Genomic DNA, 21,604 nt, shown 5'->3' on the forward strand with positions numbered 1-21,604 from the left:
TTTCCTACGTCTCCTACCTTTTAATCACTGGGACTAGATTACTTGCGCTCGCCATAAATGACATCTAAGCAAAACGCACATTCTTCATCATTATCACGTCTTGACCCATAACAGACATTACATACATGAAAACCATCTTCATATATTTTTTCTAAATTTAATCGCGATTTAGATAACTCTTGTTTTTCATCTGGACCGTTATTAATTGCTTCAATTTCAATTAAGCGGGCGCGCAAATGGCGGTTTTCAATATCCAAACTAACATTTTTTTCTGTTAATTCGTCAATAGCGTCTTTCATTGCGGTCAAACGTAACAAACTATTTTTGACTTCTGTCTCTAAATGACCAAATTCATCATACAATGTCCGTTTATCCATTAGATTCTTCCTTTTCAGCAAGGGCTTTTGCCTCTTGTTGTTTAGCAAATTCCTTTATTTCATCATAATCATAATCAACCGTTAATTCACGACCAAAAAGTCTTACTTTAATCACATGATCCAATAAATTTAGACCAATCACCTTGCCACGACCCTCTGGGGTCACAACTTCTTTACCATAGTCAGGTAATTCCCGTCTTGCTTCTTCATACATATCATTTTCATACTTTAAGCAACACATTAAGCGCCCACATAAGCCTGAAATTTTTGTTTGGTTCAAGGATAAATTTTGATCTTTCGCCATCTTAATCGACACTGGGATAAAATCACCTAAGAAAGTCGAACAACATAATTGACGACCGCAAGGACCAATTCCTCCTAAGATTTTAGCTTCATCCCGAACACCGATTTGTCGCAGTTCGATTCGTGTTTTAAAGATTGAGGCTAAATCCTTGACCAGCTCACGAAAATCAATCCGCCCCTCTGCTGTAAACTGGAAAACCATTTTAGAACGATCAAATGAATATTCCACTTGAATGAGTTTCATTTCCAACTCATGCTCTATAATCTTCTTCTTAGCAACCGTAAACGCCTCTCTAGCATCCGTTAGATTCTTTTCTTCTTTTTGAATATCTTCTGCGGAAGCCGTTTTTAAAATTGGTTTGAGCTCATCAGGTAAATCAGTTTTTTCAAATTCCTTTTTAGGAATTGCCACTAAACCAATTTGCTTACTTTGTTGCGTTTCAACCAATACTTTTTGATTATATGAATACTCCTCTTTACCAGGAGTAAAATAATATATATGGCCAGCAGGTCTAAATCTAACACCAACAACTTCTACCATTATGCCCTCCTTCTACCTAATAGGTTTGACCGACAAGCCTTTGACAACATCCTTAAGTTGTATAAATCAAACTGCTAATGAGCCTCCACCCTTGGTATCTGATACGACACTATTCCCTTAGTGGTTCTCGTTAGCCATCTAACAAATTAAGCGCCAGTTGTTCACAGACGTTTTGGAAACTGACATTCGCTTCCCATTTTCTGCGGCTAGCCAAGGTGTTTTCAACACCAGCCAATAACTTTTTACGCGACCATTTGCTTTTAACAGTCTGTGATTTAACACCTCTAATACTCTGAGATAACAACTGTCGCAGATGTATCAGCACTAAATCAAATAATAATGCCTGTTGAGATTTTTCTTTAAAGAGCTTTGTAACCTGTTGTTGAACAAAGACGAAAGCAAACGGATTGTCTTCCACTAAATAATTAACCCATTTAATAGACGTCTCTTTAGCTTCATTAAACCATTCCTGTTGATAAATTTCAATAGCTTTTTCAAGACTGTTAGTCAACTGAGACAATAGTTTGCCATCACTTTCGGCAATTCCCTGAGAGACTAACTCTAAAGCTAGCAGCTCCTCAGAGAGAGGTAAAAAGTGTAAGACTTGGCATCTAGACTGGATTGTTGGCAAGATACGCGCTCTCGCCGTTGTTAAAAATAAAATAACAATCTGACCGTCTGGTTCTTCAATAAACTTTAATAAACTATTAGCGGCACTGGTGGTCATTTTTTCAGCATCTTCAATGATTAAGACTTTTTGTTGCGTCTCCATCCCACTTTTCACGAAGACTTCTTTAATTTCTCTAATTTGATCCACTTTAATACTTTGACCGTCTGGCACAATCGTATTGACATCAGGATGTTCCCCTTGCACAATTCGCTGACAATTTAAGCACTCACCACAAGGTTGACCTATTTCAGCTAAACAAAAAATCCGCTGACTCAGCCATAGACTCATAGCAACTTTCCCCGTTCCCGCTTCACCTTCGAAAAGATAGGCATGAGCCAGACGATTTTTAGTGGCACTAGCGGCCAACTGCTTAAAGACAATCGGTTGTTTTTCTGCAATTGACATCTTAGAAACGGTGGAACCCTTCAACTGGCATCACGAAAACGGTGGCTCCGCCAACTTGTACCTCGATTGGATAAGACATATGACTGTCCATCGTTGCATCCAAACTAACTGGCGCTGTGACAAACTGTTCACGAGACTGACAAACATCCTTAATCAAGTCCAGAGCTTCATTAACCCGTTCATCTTCAATCCCGATAATAAAAGTGGTATTACCAGATTTCAAGAACCCACCTGTTGTGGATAATTTTGTTGCGCGTATATCCGCATCAATAAATTCATTTGATAAACGGTTACTGTCTTTATCTTGGACAATCGCTAAAATTAATTTCATCCTAATTCCTCCTTATGTTGAAGGCTTCCACCTTCACGTACTGTCACAGAATTTACTCCTAATGCTTTGACACTACCACCTAAAAGACTTGGGGAAAATGTTCTTTGATGGCGGCTAGACAATACGCAATGACTGTTTCCAATGATTCTCTGGCATCAATCATCACAATTCGTTCTTGATTTTCTTCCGCTATCTTTAAATAAGCATGTCGTACTCGCTGATGGAAGACAGGACTTTCTGTGTCCAAACGGTCTAAGTCCTGAGCTGAGCGCCCCTGTTTGATACGACTTAGCCCCGTGTCAGAATCCACATCCAAATACAATGTCAGATTCGGTTCAACCCCTTCAATTGCAAATTGATTAATTGAAGCCACAGCATCCATGCCAATCTTTCTGCCTGCCCCCTGATAGGCCAATGAACTGTCAACAAAACGATCACATAAAATCAATTTACCACTTTCAATAGCTGGGATGATTTTTTGCACTAAATGTTGTCGTCGAGCAGCTGCATATAATAAGGCTTCTGTTCGCTCGTCCATCTCCGTATTTTTCGGATCTAAAATGATCTGGCGGATTTTTTCGGCAATAGGAATGCCTCCTGGTTCTCGGGTCAAAACTAAAGGAATCCTTAGCTCTCTTTCAAGTAGCGGTCCCAACTCCTTAATGACACTCGTTTTACCTGCACCATCAGGCCCTTCTATTGTTATAAAAATACCATTCACTTAATCTGCCTCCATCATCTATCTACTGTCTATTTTACTTGATTCTTTTGGATGTGTCTAATCTCACGCTAAATCTCTCGTCGACCTTCAACAGCCTTTAGCAAAGTAATTTCATCAGCATACTCTATATCACTGCCGACTGATAACCCATGAGCCAAACGCGTCACTTTAATCCCCGCCGGTTTAATCAAACGGGAGAGATACATAGCCGTGGCTTCTCCTTCAGTAGTCGCATTAGTCGCGATAATCACTTCCTGGATTTCATCGTCATGAAGTCGTTTAATTAATGGTGCGATGTTGATATCATCAGGTCCCGTACCATCCATCGGTGATAGCACACCGTGCAAGACGTGATATTGACCACGATATTCCCGCATTTTTTCCATAGACATCACATCTTTTGGTTCTTCCACAACTAAAACAATACTCTTATCGCGACTGTTATCTTGACAAATTTCACAAGTTTCTTCTTCGGATATATTGCCACAAATCTCACAATAATGCAGATCTCGCTTGACACTAATCAAGGATTTGGCAAATTCATTGACATCCTCTTCTCGCATGTCTAGAGTAAAAAATGCTAAACGCGCCGCAGTTTTAGCACCTATCCCTGGTAATCTCATATAACTCTCTATTAATTTAGCGATTGGTGTTGGGTAATGCATCTAACCCCTTCTTTCTTTAAAGCATCTGACGCCTAGTGATTAGCTTTTGTTCTTTAGAAAAAAAAGGAAGTCGCCTTCCCGTTTTATCTTTAGAATCCCGGCATCCCTTTAGTGTATTTCCCCATAGTTGCTTCTGTTTCTTTTTCAATTTTGACTAAAGCGTCATTAACAGCCGTAATAATTAAATCTTGCATCATTTCCACATCATCTGGATCAACCACTTCTGGCCTAACCGTTAAATCAACCATTTTACGGTCTCCAGTAAAGGTGACTTCCACTAATTGATTGGCGGCTTCCCCTTTAAACTCTTTGGCGTTTAACTCGTCCTGAGCAACCACCATTTCTTTTTGCATCTTTTGTACTTGTTTCATCATGCCTTGCATATTTCCCATTCCACGCATCATTATTCTTCACTCCTAAATAGTTAGTTTTTCAATTAATCGTTAACCACTTCAACAACACTTTCGCCAAATAATTCAACGGCTTCATTAACCACCGTATTTTCATCTTCCTCAGGCGGAACGAGTTCCACTTCCCCTATAGGCAGAGCATCATTCGTCGAGTTAGCCATCATTTCATCTTGATGCTGACTCAAAAAGTCCCGTCTTAAGCCAGTCCAACTTTCTTTTGGAATACAAATCAATGTGGGCTGATACTGTAAAATACGATTAAAGGCTGAACGAACATTTTCTTGTAACTCCGCGTCTTCACTGGCACGTTGACAGACAATTTCATAATCAAATGACAGGACTAAACCAGTCTCACTGGCAGCCACTGGCTCACTGGCCTTTAACATGGCCCGCTGAGTGACCGTCAGCAGTTGTAGGACTTCTTCCCAGCCATCTTGGATTTGTTGCAACTGATCCCGAGTCGCTTCTCGCAAGACCTGATACACTCGCTCTGTTGGCAATCGATAGGTCGATTTCTTAGGAGTTGGCTTATTCCCGCCAGCTGGTTCCTTAGCTGGTCCATCTTTTTTTAAAGCCGCCAAGTCACTCGACAATCGCTCAACTTCTTGCTTCAATTCAGTAAGGGCCACAGAAGCCACTTCATTATTAGGCTCACTGGTGACCACAGATGCTCTGGGCTTTCTTAAGGTAGACAGCTTGACTGTCGCGACTTCCAAATAAATATTTGGGTGATTGGTAAAGCGAATCTCATTCTGAGTTTCACTTAATAGTTGAATATACTGGTAAATCGTCTCTGGGGCCAACTTCTCACCTAAAGCCTTAAAGCCTTCCGTCAGCTGACCACTTTGATTGACCAATAAGTTAGGCGCCTGTTTATACATCAATAAATCTCGGCAATACAAGAGCAAATCTTCTAAAAAGCGACTGCCTTCCTTGCCTTCACTTAACAACTTGTTTAAGACAACTAACCCTTCTTCAGTTTGGCCTTCAGTACAATGCTGAATAAAGGTGTCCATCATTTCAAAGGTTAAACTTCCTGTCACCTGAAGAGCGTCGTCAACGGTTAAGCGTTCCTCCCCAAACGACAAGGCCTGATCGAGAATACTTAAAGCATCCCGCATCCCACCTTCAGCCGCTCGAGCGACTACAAAAAGACTTTGCTCTTCATAGCTAATTTCCATACTTTGCAAAATTTCTGCCATATGATCGACAATATCCTGGGTACTGATCCGCTTAAAATCAAAGCGCTGAGTCCGAGAAATAATCGTTAAAGGAATCTTATGAGGTTCTGTTGTGGCTAGAATAAAAAGCACATTTTTCGGTGGCTCTTCCAAGGTTTTTAACAATGCGTTAAAAGCCCCTGTAGAAAGCATATGCACTTCATCGATAATATACACTTTATAATCAGCCTGAGTTGGGGCATATTTGACTTTTTCACGAATATCGCGAATTTCTTCCACACCATTATTACTGGCTGCATCAATTTCGATGACGTCATTTAACCGTCCTTCGGTAATTGCCTGGCAGGTTTCACACTCATTACAGGGCTCACCGTCTTGACTGTGTCGACAATTAATCGCTTTGGCAAAAATTTTAGCGGCACTGGTTTTACCGGTCCCACGAGGCCCTGTAAATAAATAGGCGTGAGAGGTTTTATTCTGAACTATCGCATTTTTGAGTGTTTGAGTAACCGTTTGTTGACCCACAATTGTGTCAAACCGTTGGGAACGCCACACTCTATATAAAGCTTGATACGTCATTTCTTCTGACTCCTCTCAAAAATCGCTAGTTCTCATTATACGTTAGAATCACTAAAATTTCCACTCTTTCATCAAAGTCATACACTGATTTAAGGAAGTCATTTTCAATACTTTATTCTTGGTTTCAGACTGTTCTGTGATACAATAAAATCAGAATTATTTGTTATTAGAAAAGCGACTCACCAAAGGCGACATGGCAACTTTGTCATTCCCTAACACAAACAAAAGGAGCGATTCGAATGGGATTAATTAAAGCAGCAACAAGTGCCGTAGGCGGAGGATTAGCCGATCAGTGGCTAGAGATTATTGAACCAGGTGACATGAGTGACCAAACCGTCATGACTGAAGGCGTTACGGTTCGCAAAGATGACCGTCGTGGTTCAAATAAAAAAGGCACAAGCAATGTCATCACAGACGGTTCTGTGATTCACGTTTACCCTAACATGATGATGTTATTAGTCGATGGTGGTAAGATTATCGATTATTCATCGGAAGAAGGTTATTACACTGTCAAAAACGACAAAGCTCCTTCTATGTTTGGCGGCAACTTAAAATCAGCGATTGCCGAATCTTTTGACCGTTTTAAATACGGCGGCGTGACACCACAAACACAAAAAGTCATCTATATTAACTTGCAAGAAATTAAAGGAATCAAATTCGGCACACCTACGCCGATAAACTACTTTGATAATTTTTACAATGCAGAACTCTTTCTAAGAGCCCATGGTAATTACTCGATTCGCATAACAGACCCTATTCTTTTTTACGCTGAAGCCATTCCTCGTAATAAGAGTAAAGTCGATATTGGCGAAATTAATGAACAATACTTATCTGAATTTTTAACAGCCTTGCAAACCTCCATTAACCAAATGTCGGCGGCTGGTGAACGAATCTCATTTGTCACCTCTAAGAGTACCGAACTCAGCAAATTTATGGCCACTGTTTTGGATGAAGAATGGCGAGCAAACAGGGGAATGGAGATTGCCTCAGTGGGCGTTGCCAGCATCTCTTACGATGATGAGTCAAAAGCACTGATCAACATGAGAAATAAAGGTGCCATGCTTGGAGACCCTAATATTCGTGAAGGATTCGTTCAAGGATCCATTGCCAGCGGAATTGAAGCAGCTGGTTCCAATGCTGCTGGTAGTACCACCGCCTTTATGGGCATGGGTGCCGGCATGAACGCAGGCGGCAGTTTTATGGGCCAAGCCAGTCAAACCAATCAACAACAAATGAAAGACCAAGCTGAAAAAGCGGCTCAAGCCGAAACAGCTGATACTTGGACTTGCCCAAAAGATGGTACTAAAAACACCGGAAAATTCTGTTCTGACTGTGGCGAAGCAAAACCAGCTCCAGCTACTTCAGGGATTCAAATGAAATGCAGCGCCTGTGGTGAGGTAGTCACAATCACCTCCGCTATGCCAAAATTCTGTCCAGAATGTGGTCAACCTTTCCAAGGTCTCCCTCTATAAGCAGAACACATACCCAAGCCCCAACTGATACATTTGAGCTGGGGCGGGTTAACCAATAAAGAAGGGAGTACTAGTATGAGTGAGGTTATTTCCCATAAGTGTCCCAACTGTGATGGGCCACTATTGTTTGACCCCAAAACCCAAAAATTCCACTGCGAATACTGTCTCAGTGTCTTTACTGAACCAGAAGTGGAAGCTTATGAAAAAAAACTAGCCGATTTAGGCCAAAGAAATGACTCAGTGACTAAACCTGAAACAACTGTAGTCCCTCCAGGTCCTGACGCCCACTCGGAAACAGATCAGCCGATTCCAGAAGATCAGCCGATGGATTTGTTTTCCTGTCCAAGCTGTGGAGCTGAAATTGTGACCGATACAACAACAGCCGCCACATATTGTTATTACTGTCACAATCCAGTCGTCTTAACTGGTCGTGTCAGTGGAAAATTTTTACCTCAGTCTGTCTTGCCCTTTGCCATTGAGAAAGACGAAGCAGTCACTCAGTTTTTAGCCTGGGCTCGCAAGAAAAAATTTATTCCTAAAGACTTTTTTAATAAAGACCAAGTGGAAATGTTAACCGGCATTTATTTCCCATACTGGGTGGTTGACGCCAAGTTAAGCGGCTCTTTAAGGGCCAATGCCAATTCAGTCACGGTCTGGCGAACTGGCGATTACGAATATACACAAACAAAAAAATATCGGGTCTATCGGGAAGGCAATATGACCTTTAAAGAACTAGTTAAAAACGCCTTACAAAAAAATGCCAAAGTCAAAATGGTCGAATCCGTACAGCCTTTTCCAATGGAAAAAGCCGTCCCATTTAAAACTCAATACCTATCCGGTTTTCAAGCTGAAAAACGAGATTTGGAATTCGAGACCTTGCAACAAGATATCCATAACGAGTTAAAACAATATAGCAGCCATTTATTACAAGACACCATTTCTGGCTACACCACTGTTTATAACAATCAAGTCAATCTGGACTTGGATGGTGAAACTCATCAATATGTCTTACTACCTGTTTGGTTGCTAACGTATCGCAATGATAACGGCACTGACGATTCAAAAAAACTTTACTATTTTGCGATGAATGGTCAATCAGGGAAACTTAGCGGCAAATTACCCGTTGATAAAACCAAATTAACTCTTTTCTCACTAGGTATTGGAGTTGCCGTCTTTCTACTTGTCCTGCTGGGAGGGTATTTTATATGAACTATTTACTGAAATCCTTTTGGGGAAGTTTAGCCATGTTAGCCTTATTAATCCTGATTAGTCCGGCAGTCCACGCCAGCGAGGAGATATTTGATCAAGCCAATCTATTCTCAGATAGCCAAAAAACTGATATCTCAGAGAAAATCGCTGTCTTTAAACAAAATACAGGGATGGACGGAATCGTCGTTACAACAAATGACGCCGGTGGCAAAACGGCTAAGGATTACGCCGATGATTTTTATGATGAACGACAGTTTGGCGTTGGCACAGATCGCAGTGGCTTTCTTTTCCTGATCGATATGGATAACCGAACCTATCATATTTCTACCAATGGAAAAATGAAGGAACTCTTAACAGAATCTCGTACGAAAAAAATGCTGGATAATGCAGAAGAAGACATGATCAATGGTGATTACCATCTCGCGGCATTAAGCATCTTAGATGATGCCATCAAGTACAGTGATCGCTATCAATATGACAGTGCCACTGGTGACTTTAAACGTGTCCGTAAACTAACACCAGTAAAAACCGTGATTGCAGTTGTTGGTGCTATTGTCGCTAGCATAGCTAGTTATTCTTCTGTTTATGGCACCTATAATTTAAAGCGATCCACTTACAAGTATTCTTATCGTGAGAAAGGCAATCTCAAGCTGAGTCAAAAAGAGGATCAACTGATTGATACCTTTACAACAACACGCCATATCCCCAAGCCTACTAATACTGGCGGTGGTGGTGGTGGCGGTGGTGGTGGCGGTCACGGCGGTGGCGGACGTAGCTTCTAACAAAAAAAGTTGAAGGAAGAGCTTGCTCTTCTTTCAACTTTTTTCGATTAAATGAACCATTGAGGCAACCTCTATATCTCATTCTCTCAGTTATCATGAGTAATGGTTTTACCTATTGACTTAGATAAATTCCCGAAGACCTTCCAGAAAAAAAAAGTGTCCTCAATCGCTTGAGAACACCGATAAATGATAATTTAATTCAGGCACATGATAAGACTTGATATGTGCTGCTTCCTTCCAGACCTGACACGCTTACCAAATCCATCATTGCCCTAGCCTTGCGGCAAATACTATTGTACCTTATTTTTTTCTTTATGGCTACCCTTTTGGTCATATTATTTTTATTATTAGTTTACCAACTCCGTGAAACCTCGAAATGATGGGCTTTTCCCTCTGCTTCCGTCACAATATCTTGCGGGAAATCCATGACTTTTAAAAGTTTTAAAGCATTTCGGGTTTTGGCTGGACCAGGATACAGCACATAATCAAATTCAATCCCCTCTGCTTCTGTCACCTTTTCTTCAAAATGAATGTTATCGCAAACCTCACTTAGCATTTCCGTTAATTCAATATCATGGGTAGCCACAAAACCTAAACTATTACTTTTAGCCAACCATTCCACTATCGAAGACGATGCAGAAATCCGCTCAATCGTATTAGTCCCTCGTAATATTTCATCGACAAAACAATAACAAGTTTGACCTTTTTTCACCTGCTGAATAATTCGCTTAACAGACTTAATTTCAGCCACAAAATAACTATCACCTTGAAAAAGATCATCTTCCAAAGCCATTGAACTAAGAACATGACCTGACTTCATTTCCCAAGACTTGGCACAAGCAAGACCAATTGTCTGACTTAAAATCGCATTTAGGGCGACTCCTTTAATGTAGGTGGACTTACCTGAGGCATTTGACCCCGTTACTAAAGTAGATCGATGCCAGTTAACTGGATTAACAACCGGCTCCCGCAACAAAGGATGATACATATCAACAGCCATTACTTGAGCAGTTGATGAAAATGTCGGTTGGCTCACATAAGGCATAATACTCTTAAAATTCAAAACAGCAATAGCCGCATCAATATTTCCAATAATTTCCAGAAGCTCAATCGCCTCTTGTTGGTTGCTATCTAATTTCTTTAACACCAGATTATAAGAAATAAATGGCAACATAAAAGCGATATTAAGGTATTCAAAAAATATTTCAGCCTCGGAATTGGCCTTGACCCGAAAAGCAAACCCCATAGTGGCGATTAACTTTAACTTTTTCGCTAAGCCTTGAAGAGATTCTTGGAAGGGCTGAGGAACCTTAGCAATATTAGCACTTTGAGCAATGAGGCAAACCAAGTAGTTCATACTCATCAATTCTCTTTGCAATACCTCTTTTTTTTGTAAATAAAAAACCACATTGATCAGTATCCCCACAATAGCCACTAGAACGAAAGGACCGATTTTCGTTATAAAAAATAACAAAAGCGAAACCAAAGGCAAGCCACCCAAAATATAATAGATCAAAGGGTTACCTAACTGATTTTCCCGTGGATTATTCAAATAATGCCAAACAAAATTTTTATCCCGCTTTCCCGCCCGCGCTAACTGATATTGCATATCAGCTCGCTCTTGGGGATGCTCAGAAAAATAGGCCATCAGCGACTCAAATTCTTCTCCTTCTTTGCCCTCCAAATTAAAACTACGCATTTTCTGATACAAACGCTCTGCTCCCACACTTGATTTTGTCCCATTCACTAATTCGAATACACGAATCATGTCTAAATCGTGCCAAGTGATATCATCCACTGAACTTTGACTTGGATTTAACTGATGATAAATCTGCCAAGCCTCTTTCAAACTTTCTTCTTTATCAAAGTTAGTTACCGGTGGCACCTTTTGCCACTCACGAGCCACTCGCTCTTTTAATAACAAGCGCTCACGGATGGATAAAAAAATAATCAAAACTATGACAAACCCCACTGCTCCGACCATAAACACAATTTCATTAGTCATTTAATCACCCTCCAGCTTTAAACGTTTTTTTTCTGCCCGTAACTCTTTAAAAAATGTGGTCAAGATATTGCCACATTCGCTTGCCAGTATGCCAGCTTCCACATAAGCCTGATGATTAAAACGAGAATCTTCTAATAAATTCAACAAAGTCCCTGCTGCTCCAGCTTTCGGATCAGTTGCCCCATAATAAACTTCGGCTACCCGTGATAAAATCAATGCGCCACCGCACATAGGGCAGGGCTCCAACGTGACAAATAACTGACAGTCTTCTAAACGCCAGTTAGCCAAATTCTGACAGGCCTGCTGAATCGCAGCCATCTCTGCGTGAGTGGTGGCATCCTGAGTCGTTTCACGTAAATTATGCCCTCGGCCGATGACCTCCCCTTGGTAGACTATCACCGCCCCAATTGGAACTTCCCTTAAAGCTCTGGCTTTTTCCGCCTCTTTTAGAGCCTCTCTCATAAATTTAAGTTTATCCCCTTCACTGACTGTTGATACTCGCTCCATATTTTTCCCCACTCCAGACCATATTTATTCTATTGTACCAAAAACTACTGAGAACGAGGAATAAATTTTTAATTGACCGAAAAGTTAAGACTCCCAATTCACCTTTTTATGCTGTCTCCTGAGAAATACTATGTTAAACTAACTATATACAACCTACATAAATGAAGGAAGCTAGGTAATTGATTCGCAACGATTCATTAGTGGGCTGATAAACTGTTGAAATGATTGGTGATAATATGGATAAACTACAATTGCAAGAGATTTATAACATTGGTGACGTGGTCCCCTCACCGATGGACAATGATCTTTATTTAAATATTCCCCTAGACGGTAACTGGTTAGCCTTACCAAAGGCTCAGCTAACTACTACGGAAATCAACCTATTAACCGCACTCTTTCTCGAAAAAAATGACGTGACCATCAATGATGAAAAACACCCTTGGTATGGTTTCTTGTTCGAAGGCAAGCCTATTGAAAACGTGGCAGGTTCTTATCGAATTATTCAGTTTAACTTAGTAAATCCCAACCAAAAACAATCGCGGAAAGAATGGCTAGACGCTTTTGTCAGCATGTTTAACAAAGTAGCTGATGCTTTTTTCCTAACGGAGTGTTACGGCATTATTGTCGAGGAAAAGAGCAAAAGTTCTTATTCCTTGGAAGAGTTAGAAGGAATCTTATTGACACTGGAAAGTGATTTCACCTTTAAAACAAAAGCCTTTCTTGGCAGTTTCCTCAATGTCAGCGATGGCTTTCCTCGTTTTTTTCAAGAAGAAAAACAAATATTTTTGGAAGAATTGCCTAATATCAAAAGTAAATCGGCTTTTTCACTGTCCCAAGTCGCCCTGCACTTCTTCACAAAAAACATGGTAAAAAAGAGCCTAATCATGCAAATATTCAAGAAAAAACTATCAATTGACAGTGAGATGCAAGACATCATCACCGCTTTATGGAACAACCAAGGAAATATCAGTTCCACCGCTAAAGAATTATTCATGCATCGAAACACACTGCAATACCGTTTAGAAAAATTCCACGAACAAACAGGCCTGTCCCTGAAAAGCATGGACGACCTTGTACTAAGTTACCTTTTAGTTGCCTAAAAAATAGCGATGTCACTCAATGTTAGAGTGACATCGCTATTTTTATGCAAATGATTCGACAAAATCAACTAAGTGTTTTTTGACATCTTCTGTTACTTCCCGCACATTTTTACCAGTCACACTAATTTTATTGCGACTGTCTTTGACCTTGCTTAAAATACCGACGACTGACTCAATTTCGGAATCTGATAAATCATCGACTATGCCAAGCAGTTTTTCACTACCGTCTAATTTGTCGTTAACAAACTTCTTAACCTTGTAACGATTTTGTGTTTCTTTCACCGTTTTAATCACTTTATCGGAGACAACGACAGCTAATGTCGTCCCAACAAGTGCCGTAACACTTAATCCAAGCAATAATTTTGTTGATGTTTTCATTTATTCAGCCCCTTTAATTAGTTTATGTAGTAATTATAACATTAAACACTTAAATCACCCACTAATCTCTTCTATTACCAAAGAGCATCACCAAACGTAACAATTGCAGCAAGGTTGAAATCGCTGCGGCTACATATGTTAAGGCAGCTGCCACAAGAACTTTACGAGCCATTGCCATTTCCTCGTCATCCAAGAAGTGATTACTTCTTAAAATAGCTAAAGCTCTGCGCGAAGCATTAAATTCAACTGGTAGTGTCACCACTTGAAACAGAAATGCTGCTGCAAAACAGATAATTCCAATATTTATCAACGTCTGACCGAAAAAGAGCCCGGCAATTATTAATGGCATGGAAACTGTCGTGCCAATATTTGCGACCGGCACAATGGCCGAACGTAATTTTAATGGAAAGTAACTACGGCTATCCTGAACCGCATGGCCACACTCGTGAGCGGCTACCCCAATCGCCGCCACTGAAGTCGAATCAGCCACGGTTTCGGATAAACTCAAGACCTTATTATGGGAATTATAGTTATCGGTTAAATCTCCAGAAATTTTCTGAACGGCCACACCGTCTACCTCAGCTGCTCGCAATATTAGTTGAGCAACCTGTGTTCCAGTGTATCCTTTTTTATTGCTATATGCTGCATACTTTTTGAATGTACTGTTAACATATGCTGATGCAGCCATTGACAGTCCCATTCCAATTAATACTAAAATGATTGTGCTATCAAAAAAACCAAATCCCATTGGCATAAACATCTTAATTAGCCCCCTTATTTCTTTCTATAATCTTAGTTTATCATGATTGTCTAAAACTTACTTGAAAAATGTGTGAAAGCTTTGCGAAATTATGTTTTTTATAGTCTGCTGTATGAAACTGCTAGAAACATATTTAATAACACCCTCTTAACTAATTTAACATTTGAATTAATTTTCCTTTGTCATTAATTAAGGTTTATTAATCAAAAAAAGAAACCTATTAAAGGTTCCTCAGACTAAATCTTTTTCACAAATTCTGACTTCAACTTCATTTGACCAAAACTACCGATGCGGCATTCAAGATTATGATCGGCATTATCTTTAGGATCAATCAATCTAATATTTTTAACCGTTGTACCCTGTTTAATCGCCGTTGAACTCCCTTTAACTTTTAAATCTTTCACTACTGTAATCGTGTCTCCGTCTTCTAAAACGTTGCCGTTAACGTCTTTCACGACTAACCCAGCTTCTTCTTCAAGAGGTTCATCGGCTGACCATTCATGGCCACACTCTGGACAGATAAATAAGCTGCGATCTTCATAAGCATAACTGGATTGACACTCAGGACAATTTGGTATAGACATTTTTTTTGCTCCTATTCATTAATCATTTTACTAGGAATAGCGTATCATATTTACAAGAAAATGCAAAATCCCTCCGAAAAATAATAAAATTTTTCTCATTTAATCCAAAAAAGATGCCTTTATTTTATCGATTATGAGAATAATGTTCTTCTATTTGAGCTTATTTTCACTGAAAAATAGAATTACCAGCGAAAATAAAAAAACACCGTAATAAAACCTTTTTTGTATAACATAGCTCTTTCAAATCTAGTTATATAACACATCTCTTAAAAGCAAAAAAATATCTTAGACAAATTATCCATAAAGAGCTTAGAAAGTCAGCAATAATCGTTCACTATACACCCTTTTTAAACGCCAACAACGATCAAAATTCTCGTTCATTTAAAGATTAATATTAACATTTCCCCCTTAAATAATGTTATACTTACAAAGTACGTGTTATTTTCATCAGCTCATTGCAGTAGTTTTAGCTCGTAAAACAGTCTATTTTTCTACTTATTCAATTAGCTTGATATAACACAGTTCCTGCATTGATTTTCTCATTAAATAACAGGATAACACATCAGTCTAAGGAGGATACCATGAGAGAACTACTCGACTCATCAACAAAAAGACGACTCGAAATCTTAGAGCAACTCAATCGCTCTTCGGATTGGATCAGCTCAAACGAACTAGCGAATACCAATAAAGCTTCTTTAAGAACTATCAACAGTGACGTCCATTTCTTAAAGGAAAATTGGTTTCCCCATCTAATTATCGAAACGTCAAAGAAAAACGGCGTTCGTTTAAGTACCCCACCAAGTAGTCATGCCTCGGTGGTATATAACAATGTAATTGAAAACTCAGAGGCTTTTCAGTTACTTGAAAAAATCTTTTTCAACCCAGACATCAACATTGAGGATTGGGAGGAAGAGATGTTTATTAGCGAGTCTTCCTTGTACCGTATTTCAAATCAATTAACCAATTCATTGTCTCATTATGACTTAGTCCTGCAGAAAAGACCCTGTCGAGTCGCGAATGAAAATGAATTGTACGTTCGTTATTTTTACACAACCTTTTTTTCAGAAGTATACGGCATTCACGATTGGCCTTTCGCCATTGACCGCCGCAAAACAGTTATTATGGCCAAAGAGATATTCGAAAAATCAGGTTATCAAGTGGATGAAACCATGCACTTGAATCTAGCTTATATTCTAGCGGTTAGTTTGGAACGGATTAGTCAAGGTTTTTATACGACGATCACCCATCCAGAACGAATAACAGATGTTCACAGAGCCAACTTCTACCAGGCTGAAGATAAAATCAATGACATTATTGCCGTTCTTGACTTGAGCCTTAACGATCAAGTTTTAGACGACATGATTAATTCGATCTATTTTATTAAAGCGTTAATGATCGATCAGATTGACATTCATTCATTAAAAGAAAAACTAGCCCGCTTTTTAGAATTGATTAAAGACGCTCTTGATTTAGAAATAGATGACCACAGTCGCCTTAATATCAAAAATGTCCTGACCTTTACTTACTTGGAGCACTTGATGTACCCTTTTGATGATTTCATCTTATTTGATCGTTATGAATTTAATGGAACAGCCATTCGCAATAATTTTCCAGCCTTTACGAAAGTTGTCGAAAAAGGACTAAAGGATATGGAAGAAGAAATGAACTTTCCTTGGTTAAGTCGATTTAAAAATAAGGTCATTTATTGGATCATGGTTAAGTGGAAAAGATTACCCACCATACTTGAAAATAAAAAAGAAAAAGCTAACTTGATGGTCTTCAGTGACTTAGGCGAAGAGCATGCAAATTTACTTGCAGAGATGATCATTAAAAACTTTGGTACCAAAGTTAAAATCAGTGTTTATCAGGGATCTATTATCTTTTTGGAAGATGAAGACCGCAGCCAGTTAGACGGATACGATTATTATGTCACAACCTTCTTTGAAGAAATTATACCGGCTGATAAAATTATTGTAGTCGATGCCATTCCTTCTGATCAGGATTGGGCTAAAATTCGTCGAGCCATTAACAAAATAAACAAAATTGACCCAGCAGTTTTAGATTACTTAAAAGCTAACACATAATCTGGAGAAGGAGCTGTTCTCTTGCAACTATTACCAAAAGAGCTAACCTTTGTGAATGCCATTTTGATCAATATCTCGGTAATTATCAGCACGATATTGTCATACTATTTTGTCTCTTTGCACTTAGGAACAAAAAAAGCACGGACAAACCTTTCCTTTGTCTCTGGCGATCTTTTCTCCAGAGAAAGGCTTGGTACCAATTTAGTAACGGGCCTCGCTCTAGGTGTTATTAGCTTTGTTTTATCCATCAATCGAATTCCCCTGTTTGGCGAGAGCAATGGCGTAGACATGCGATATGTAATGATATTTTTTGCGGTTCTTTACGGCTCAGACGTTTTAGGGATTATTACTTCGGTTACATTGATTGGCCTAAAATACTTTAGTTATGTCCACTCAATGCCTGCCATAACCTTTAACGAATACTTTAACAATCTAGTTTTTACCATTCTTTTGTTATCCCTTTGCATCTACATGCGTCATAAAAAAATATCTATATGGCCAGCAAACTTTCTGTTCCTATTTGTCTTTATGTTATTACGCTTATTTTTATTTTCATTTTACTTCGCGCCTTTTTTTCAGCTACGCAAACTAACAGAATTTGCTGTTTACCTCATTATGTACTCAGTCATTTTTATCGCTACCACCTTTATTATTAATGCAGCAGTCTCAGCTTCTCAATCCGTTCATGTTTATCGAACAGCAGCCATTTACGATGGCTTGACTGGTGTTTATAACAAAGAGTCCTTTCATTTCTTTTTAGATTATGTCGCGAATAATATATCAAAAAAAGAAAGTGGCAACTTGTCTTTGGCTGTCATTGATGTCGATAACTTTAAACAAGTCAACGATAACTTTGGTCACCCTGTCGGTGACTTAGCCCTTAAACATGTGGCTAAGATAATAAGTCAGGGACAAATTGAGTATCGGCACTATATTTGTCGAATTGGTGGCGATGAATTTGCGATCATCCACAATGAAACGCCTGAAGAAGCCGAAGCTTTTTTCAACCAAATATTTGAAAATTTGACCCAATCACCTTTTATCTTTGAAGACACGCTGATTGAGTTGGAAATTTCAGCTGGCTTAACCCATTTTGACATTGACCAACACTTTAACATCGAGCGAGCGTTTCAGGAAGCCGATGAAGCCCTTTATCAAGCCAAAAACAATGGTAAAAAACAATTGGTCATCACCCATAGTAAAGGTTAACGCTACTCGAATTAACAACCTTGATTTCAAAAATAATAAATAAGAAGCTGCGACAGCAGCTTCTTATTTATTATTTTTCTTGCGTATATTTATAAGCTGTTCCTAAAGAAATATTGCATTCTTCAGCAATTTGGCGCAAGGTGTATTTATTATTATTGTATAAGAACAGGATACGTTCGACCGTTTCTTCAGAAATTCTTGGACGACCACCAATTCGCCCATTTCGACGAGCTTCTTCCAAACCACGAGATGTTCTTTCACGAATAATCGCTTTTTCCATTTGTGCCATGCTTGTAATCATCGCTGTAAAGATTGAATCATCCAACTCTTTAAGGGCTTCATCTTTTTCTAAGACAATTAATTCAATCCCTTTTTCAGTTAACTCAGCAATAAAATCCGCTAATTGAATGATCGATTTACCAAGGCAAATTAATTCGAAGACGATTAACTTGTCCCCTGATGACAGTTCCTCAACTGCAGCCTCTAGTTCAACATGAGGGTGTGCAACTTGTTGTTGACCATCTGTTTCTAATACAATACGGTCACAACCATATTTCCCCAAACTTTCCAATTGTGACGACAAGTACCCTTTATCCTCGCTTGTATGTGCATATCCGATTGTTTCCATGATAATATCCCCCTATATTTTTATTAATTTAACGTTTTTTATAAATAGAACTTTTAATTTCCCTTACCACACTACTTAGTATAGGGAAAGAAATGGTACAATACTATGCCACTCTTTGCACATGATTATGAAATATCTGAAAATATGGGACTTTAAATAAACTAAGTACCTGTCACAGAAGGGTTTCGATGTATAATATCAATCTTTTCATAATGATATGCACTATTTGAAACCAGTCATTTTTATCACAATATTCTTAAATTAACTAGACTTACTTACTATTTTTTAGTAAAATAAGACTGGTTCAAACAAACAGAATGTGAGGAAAACAATGACAAAACTATTAGCAATTAAAGCACACCCTTTAACACCAAGAGAATCAAAATCAATGAAAGCTCTTGAACAATTTATTATGGCTTATGAAAAACAAAACGGTGAAAACACTGTTGAAATATTAGATGTTTTTGAATCGGATATCCCAGAAATCGATAATACTCTTTTATCCGCCTGGGGTTTACTGCGCACTGGAACAGATTTCTCCGCATTGACTGAGGCTCAACAATCGGCTGTAACTCGTTTTAATGCATTAACAGAGCAATTTTTAGCGGCAGATAAAATCGTCATTGCCAATGCTTTGTGGAACCTCAGCGTTCCCACGCGCTTAAAAGCATGGATTGACACGGTTAATGTGGCGGGTAAAACCTTTAAATATACTGAAAGTGGACCTGTTCCCTTAACAGAAGGAAAAAAAGTATTACATATTCAATCCAATGGCGGTGAATATGACGGCAAAGACTTTGCCTCTCAATACGTCAAGGGCATCATGAACTTTGTTGGCGTCAAAGACTACCATCAATTATTTATTGAAGGGGTAGATCACCATCCAGAGCGTGGTGAAGAAATTTTACAAACAGCCCTAGACAGTGCCGCTGCACTTGGCGCTTCCTTTTAATTAAACAAAAAAACTCTCTATTTTGTAGAGAGTTTTTTTGTTTAATTTTTAAATGAATGTATGGGTGCCGGAATCCGTCCACCACGTAAAATGAAATCAGTTGATCCATATTTATTAACTGCCATCACCGGTGCACGTCCAAGCAGCCCACCAAATTCGACCATCTCACCGACTTTTTTACCTTCAGCTGGAATTAGCCGTACTGCAGTTGTTTTATTATTAATCACACCAATTGCAGCTTCATCAGCGATCATCGCCGCAATCGTTTCAGCACTTGTTTCGCCCGGTACAGCAATCATGTCCAGTCCGACCGAACAAATCGCCGTCATCGCTTCTAACTTTTCTAAATTCAAGGCACCATTGTTCACAGCGTTAATCATGCCAATGTCCTCAGAAACTGGAATAAAGGCACCAGACAAGCCACCAACATGACCACAAGCCATAACGCCACCCTTTTTAACCGCATCATTTAATAAGGCTAAGGCTGCTGTTGTTCCATGGGTCCCCACTGATTCGAGACCCATTTCTTCCAGAATATGCGCCACTGAATCACCGACAGCAGGTGTCGGTGCCAAAGACAAATCAACAATCCCAAAAGGAACATTTAGTGCTTTCGAGGCTAGCTGACCAACTAATTGCCCGGTTCGGGTAATTTTAAAGGCTGTTTTCTTAATGGTTTCCGCTACCTCATCAAAACTTTCGCCTCGAACTTTCTCAAGGGCACGTTTCACCACCCCTGGACCACTGACCCCCACATTAATCACACAATCGCCTTCGCCAACTCCATGAAAGGCTCCTGCCATAAAGGGATTATCCTCAACAGCATTCGCAAAGACCACTAATTTCGCACACCCTAAATCCGACATCGCCGCTGTTTCTTTAATGACATAACCCATCTGGCGAACAGCATCCATGTTTATGCCAGACTTGGTACAGCCAATATTAACTGACGCACAAACCCGTTCCGTCTCTGCTAACGCCCGCGGAATCGAATTCATCAGCACGTCATCACCGGCAGAATAACCTTTTTGAACCAAGGCCGAAAACCCACCAATAAAGTTAACCCCAACTGCCTTGGCCGCTTCATCTAATGTTTTGGCATAAGCTACATAATTACTTTCCCCTGAAGCAGCCGCCACCATGGCAATAGGTGTCACAGAAATCCGCTTATTAATAATTGGTATGCCATATTCTTTTTCAATTTCTTCCGCCACCTCAACTAATCTAGCTGCCTTGGTAGTAATTTTATGATAAATTTTCTGACGAGCCTTTTCCTCATCACTTTCGATACAATCAAGAAGTGAAATTCCCATCGTAATCGTACGAATATCAAGTTTCTCTTCTTCAATCATGCGAATTGTTTCTAATATTTGATTGACTTCCATTATCTCGGACCTCCCTATTTTATAACTTATGCATGGTATTAAAAATCTCTTCACGTTGAACACTGATTTTAACTGCTAGCTTCTCGCCTAAGGTATTTAACTTTCCTTGAACCTCACTAAAACTTGAAGAGACACCCGTTAAGTCAATCATCATCATCATCGTAAAATTAGTTCCCATAATCGTTTGAGACACATCTAAAATATTGATATTTTCTGCCATTAACTCCTGGCTCACGTGAGCAATAATCCCTACTTTATCATTGCCTATTACTGTCAAAATTGCTTTCATCATAACCGCTCCTTTTTCTAATCATTGTATCACAGTTTTGCCACCGATTACTCATTTATAATGAATTAATCTTGAAA

23 protein-coding genes and 1 other RNA gene are annotated in these 21,604 nt (G+C 39.3%); 7 read left to right on the forward strand and 17 right to left on the reverse strand.

The window, feature by feature from the left end; translation table 11 throughout:
- Nucleotides 1-38: 38 nt before the first annotated feature.
- The 8 genes from RWN13_RS05695 to dnaX form a co-directional block, all read right to left on the reverse strand.
- The gene (locus RWN13_RS05695) at nucleotides 39-377 is read right to left on the reverse strand and encodes a DNA replication initiation control protein YabA (RefSeq protein ID WP_314061386.1); all 339 of its coding nucleotides are present in this window, start codon (nucleotides 375-377) and stop codon (nucleotides 39-41) included.
- On the reverse strand, nucleotides 370-1,221 hold the full coding sequence (locus RWN13_RS05700; protein WP_314061388.1) for a stage 0 sporulation family protein: 852 nt from the start codon (nucleotides 1,219-1,221) through the stop codon (nucleotides 370-372). Before RWN13_RS05700 ends, RWN13_RS05695 begins: the two co-directional genes overlap by 8 nt.
- A gap of 130 nt (nucleotides 1,222-1,351) precedes the next feature.
- Nucleotides 1,352-2,296, reverse strand: a complete 945-nt coding sequence (gene holB / locus RWN13_RS05705; protein ID WP_314061391.1) for a DNA polymerase III subunit delta' — start codon at nucleotides 2,294-2,296, stop codon at nucleotides 1,352-1,354.
- 1 nt (nucleotide 2,297) lies between these two features.
- Nucleotides 2,298-2,627, reverse strand: coding sequence for a cyclic-di-AMP receptor (locus RWN13_RS05710; RefSeq protein ID WP_314061393.1), 330 nt, complete (start codon nucleotides 2,625-2,627; stop codon nucleotides 2,298-2,300).
- Nucleotides 2,628-2,706: 79 nt separating this feature from the next.
- The gene (tmk, locus tag RWN13_RS05715; protein ID WP_314061396.1) at nucleotides 2,707-3,348 is read right to left on the reverse strand and encodes a dTMP kinase; all 642 of its coding nucleotides are present in this window, start codon (nucleotides 3,346-3,348) and stop codon (nucleotides 2,707-2,709) included.
- A 68-nt stretch (nucleotides 3,349-3,416) separates the two neighbouring features.
- A complete protein-coding gene (recR, locus tag RWN13_RS05720) occupies nucleotides 3,417-4,013 on the reverse strand; it encodes a recombination mediator RecR (RefSeq protein ID WP_314061399.1) in 597 nt (198 codons plus the stop codon).
- A gap of 89 nt (nucleotides 4,014-4,102) precedes the next feature.
- On the reverse strand, nucleotides 4,103-4,417 hold the full coding sequence (locus RWN13_RS05725) for a YbaB/EbfC family nucleoid-associated protein (protein WP_314061402.1): 315 nt from the start codon (nucleotides 4,415-4,417) through the stop codon (nucleotides 4,103-4,105).
- Nucleotides 4,418-4,449: 32 nt separating this feature from the next.
- A complete protein-coding gene (dnaX, locus tag RWN13_RS05730) occupies nucleotides 4,450-6,183 on the reverse strand; it encodes a DNA polymerase III subunit gamma/tau (protein ID WP_314061404.1) in 1,734 nt (577 codons plus the stop codon).
- 239 nt (nucleotides 6,184-6,422) lie between these two features.
- On the opposite strand from dnaX, the gene RWN13_RS05735 reads away from it, so the two are divergent.
- From RWN13_RS05735 to RWN13_RS05745, 3 genes are all read left to right on the forward strand, one after another.
- Nucleotides 6,423-7,655 carry an SPFH domain-containing protein gene (locus RWN13_RS05735; RefSeq protein ID WP_314061406.1) on the forward strand — a complete coding sequence of 411 codons (1,233 nt, stop codon included), beginning with the start codon at nucleotides 6,423-6,425 and terminating at the stop codon, nucleotides 7,653-7,655.
- A 75-nt stretch (nucleotides 7,656-7,730) separates the two neighbouring features.
- Nucleotides 7,731-8,864, forward strand: a complete 1,134-nt coding sequence (locus tag RWN13_RS05740) for a TFIIB-type zinc ribbon-containing protein (RefSeq protein ID WP_314061408.1) — start codon at nucleotides 7,731-7,733, stop codon at nucleotides 8,862-8,864.
- A complete protein-coding gene (locus RWN13_RS05745; protein WP_314061410.1) occupies nucleotides 8,861-9,646 on the forward strand; it encodes a TPM domain-containing protein in 786 nt (261 codons plus the stop codon). Before RWN13_RS05740 ends, RWN13_RS05745 begins: the two co-directional genes overlap by 4 nt.
- A gap of 192 nt (nucleotides 9,647-9,838) precedes the next feature.
- Here RWN13_RS05745 and ffs read toward each other — a convergent pair.
- The 3 genes from ffs to tadA all read right to left on the reverse strand — a co-directional run bounded on the left by ffs (nucleotide 9,839) and on the right by tadA (nucleotide 12,158).
- Nucleotides 9,839-9,925: signal recognition particle sRNA small type (ffs, locus tag RWN13_RS05750), an RNA gene on the reverse strand.
- Nucleotides 9,926-9,998: 73 nt separating this feature from the next.
- Nucleotides 9,999-11,651 carry a MutS-related protein gene (locus RWN13_RS05755; protein ID WP_314061411.1) on the reverse strand — a complete coding sequence of 551 codons (1,653 nt, stop codon included), beginning with the start codon at nucleotides 11,649-11,651 and terminating at the stop codon, nucleotides 9,999-10,001.
- Nucleotides 11,652-12,158 carry a tRNA adenosine(34) deaminase TadA gene (gene tadA / locus RWN13_RS05760; protein WP_314061414.1) on the reverse strand — a complete coding sequence of 169 codons (507 nt, stop codon included), beginning with the start codon at nucleotides 12,156-12,158 and terminating at the stop codon, nucleotides 11,652-11,654.
- Between the two features lie 236 nt (nucleotides 12,159-12,394).
- Here tadA and RWN13_RS05765 point away from each other — a divergent pair, with 236 nt between their 5' ends.
- Nucleotides 12,395-13,258 carry a helix-turn-helix domain-containing protein gene (locus RWN13_RS05765; RefSeq protein WP_314061417.1) on the forward strand — a complete coding sequence of 288 codons (864 nt, stop codon included), beginning with the start codon at nucleotides 12,395-12,397 and terminating at the stop codon, nucleotides 13,256-13,258.
- Nucleotides 13,259-13,300: 42 nt separating this feature from the next.
- On the opposite strand, the gene RWN13_RS05770 is transcribed toward RWN13_RS05765, so the two are convergent.
- From RWN13_RS05770 to RWN13_RS05780, 3 genes are all read right to left on the reverse strand, one after another.
- A complete protein-coding gene (locus RWN13_RS05770; RefSeq protein ID WP_314061421.1) occupies nucleotides 13,301-13,636 on the reverse strand; it encodes a hypothetical protein in 336 nt (111 codons plus the stop codon).
- A gap of 61 nt (nucleotides 13,637-13,697) precedes the next feature.
- On the reverse strand, nucleotides 13,698-14,390 hold the full coding sequence (locus RWN13_RS05775; RefSeq protein WP_314061573.1) for a zinc metallopeptidase: 693 nt from the start codon (nucleotides 14,388-14,390) through the stop codon (nucleotides 13,698-13,700).
- Nucleotides 14,391-14,632: 242 nt separating this feature from the next.
- The gene (locus tag RWN13_RS05780; RefSeq protein ID WP_314061422.1) at nucleotides 14,633-14,980 is read right to left on the reverse strand and encodes a zinc ribbon domain-containing protein YjdM; all 348 of its coding nucleotides are present in this window, start codon (nucleotides 14,978-14,980) and stop codon (nucleotides 14,633-14,635) included.
- A 581-nt stretch (nucleotides 14,981-15,561) separates the two neighbouring features.
- Here RWN13_RS05780 and RWN13_RS05785 point away from each other — a divergent pair.
- Together RWN13_RS05785 and RWN13_RS05790 are read left to right on the forward strand one after the other, a co-directional pair.
- On the forward strand, nucleotides 15,562-17,064 hold the full coding sequence (locus RWN13_RS05785) for a helix-turn-helix domain-containing protein (RefSeq protein ID WP_314061428.1): 1,503 nt from the start codon (nucleotides 15,562-15,564) through the stop codon (nucleotides 17,062-17,064).
- A gap of 21 nt (nucleotides 17,065-17,085) precedes the next feature.
- Nucleotides 17,086-18,273 carry a GGDEF domain-containing protein gene (locus RWN13_RS05790; protein WP_314061431.1) on the forward strand — a complete coding sequence of 396 codons (1,188 nt, stop codon included), beginning with the start codon at nucleotides 17,086-17,088 and terminating at the stop codon, nucleotides 18,271-18,273.
- A gap of 70 nt (nucleotides 18,274-18,343) precedes the next feature.
- On the opposite strand, the gene RWN13_RS05795 is transcribed toward RWN13_RS05790, so the two are convergent.
- On the reverse strand, nucleotides 18,344-18,901 hold the full coding sequence (locus RWN13_RS05795) for a recombinase family protein (RefSeq protein WP_314061432.1): 558 nt from the start codon (nucleotides 18,899-18,901) through the stop codon (nucleotides 18,344-18,346).
- A 331-nt stretch (nucleotides 18,902-19,232) separates the two neighbouring features.
- Here RWN13_RS05795 and RWN13_RS05800 point away from each other — a divergent pair, with 331 nt between their 5' ends.
- Nucleotides 19,233-19,853, forward strand: coding sequence for an FMN-dependent NADH-azoreductase (locus RWN13_RS05800; protein WP_314061435.1), 621 nt, complete (start codon nucleotides 19,233-19,235; stop codon nucleotides 19,851-19,853).
- Nucleotides 19,854-19,894: 41 nt separating this feature from the next.
- On the opposite strand, the gene RWN13_RS05805 is transcribed toward RWN13_RS05800, so the two are convergent.
- Both RWN13_RS05805 and RWN13_RS05810 read right to left on the reverse strand, forming a co-directional pair.
- The gene (locus RWN13_RS05805; RefSeq protein WP_314061438.1) at nucleotides 19,895-21,238 is read right to left on the reverse strand and encodes a PFL family protein; all 1,344 of its coding nucleotides are present in this window, start codon (nucleotides 21,236-21,238) and stop codon (nucleotides 19,895-19,897) included.
- A 19-nt stretch (nucleotides 21,239-21,257) separates the two neighbouring features.
- Nucleotides 21,258-21,527, reverse strand: a complete 270-nt coding sequence (locus RWN13_RS05810; RefSeq protein WP_314061574.1) for an ACT domain-containing protein — start codon at nucleotides 21,525-21,527, stop codon at nucleotides 21,258-21,260.
- Between the last annotated feature and the right edge of the window lie 77 nt (nucleotides 21,528-21,604).

It is taken from the genome of uncultured Vagococcus sp. (assembly GCF_963518325.1).
GTDB lineage: Bacteria > Bacillota > Bacilli > Lactobacillales > Vagococcaceae > Vagococcus_D.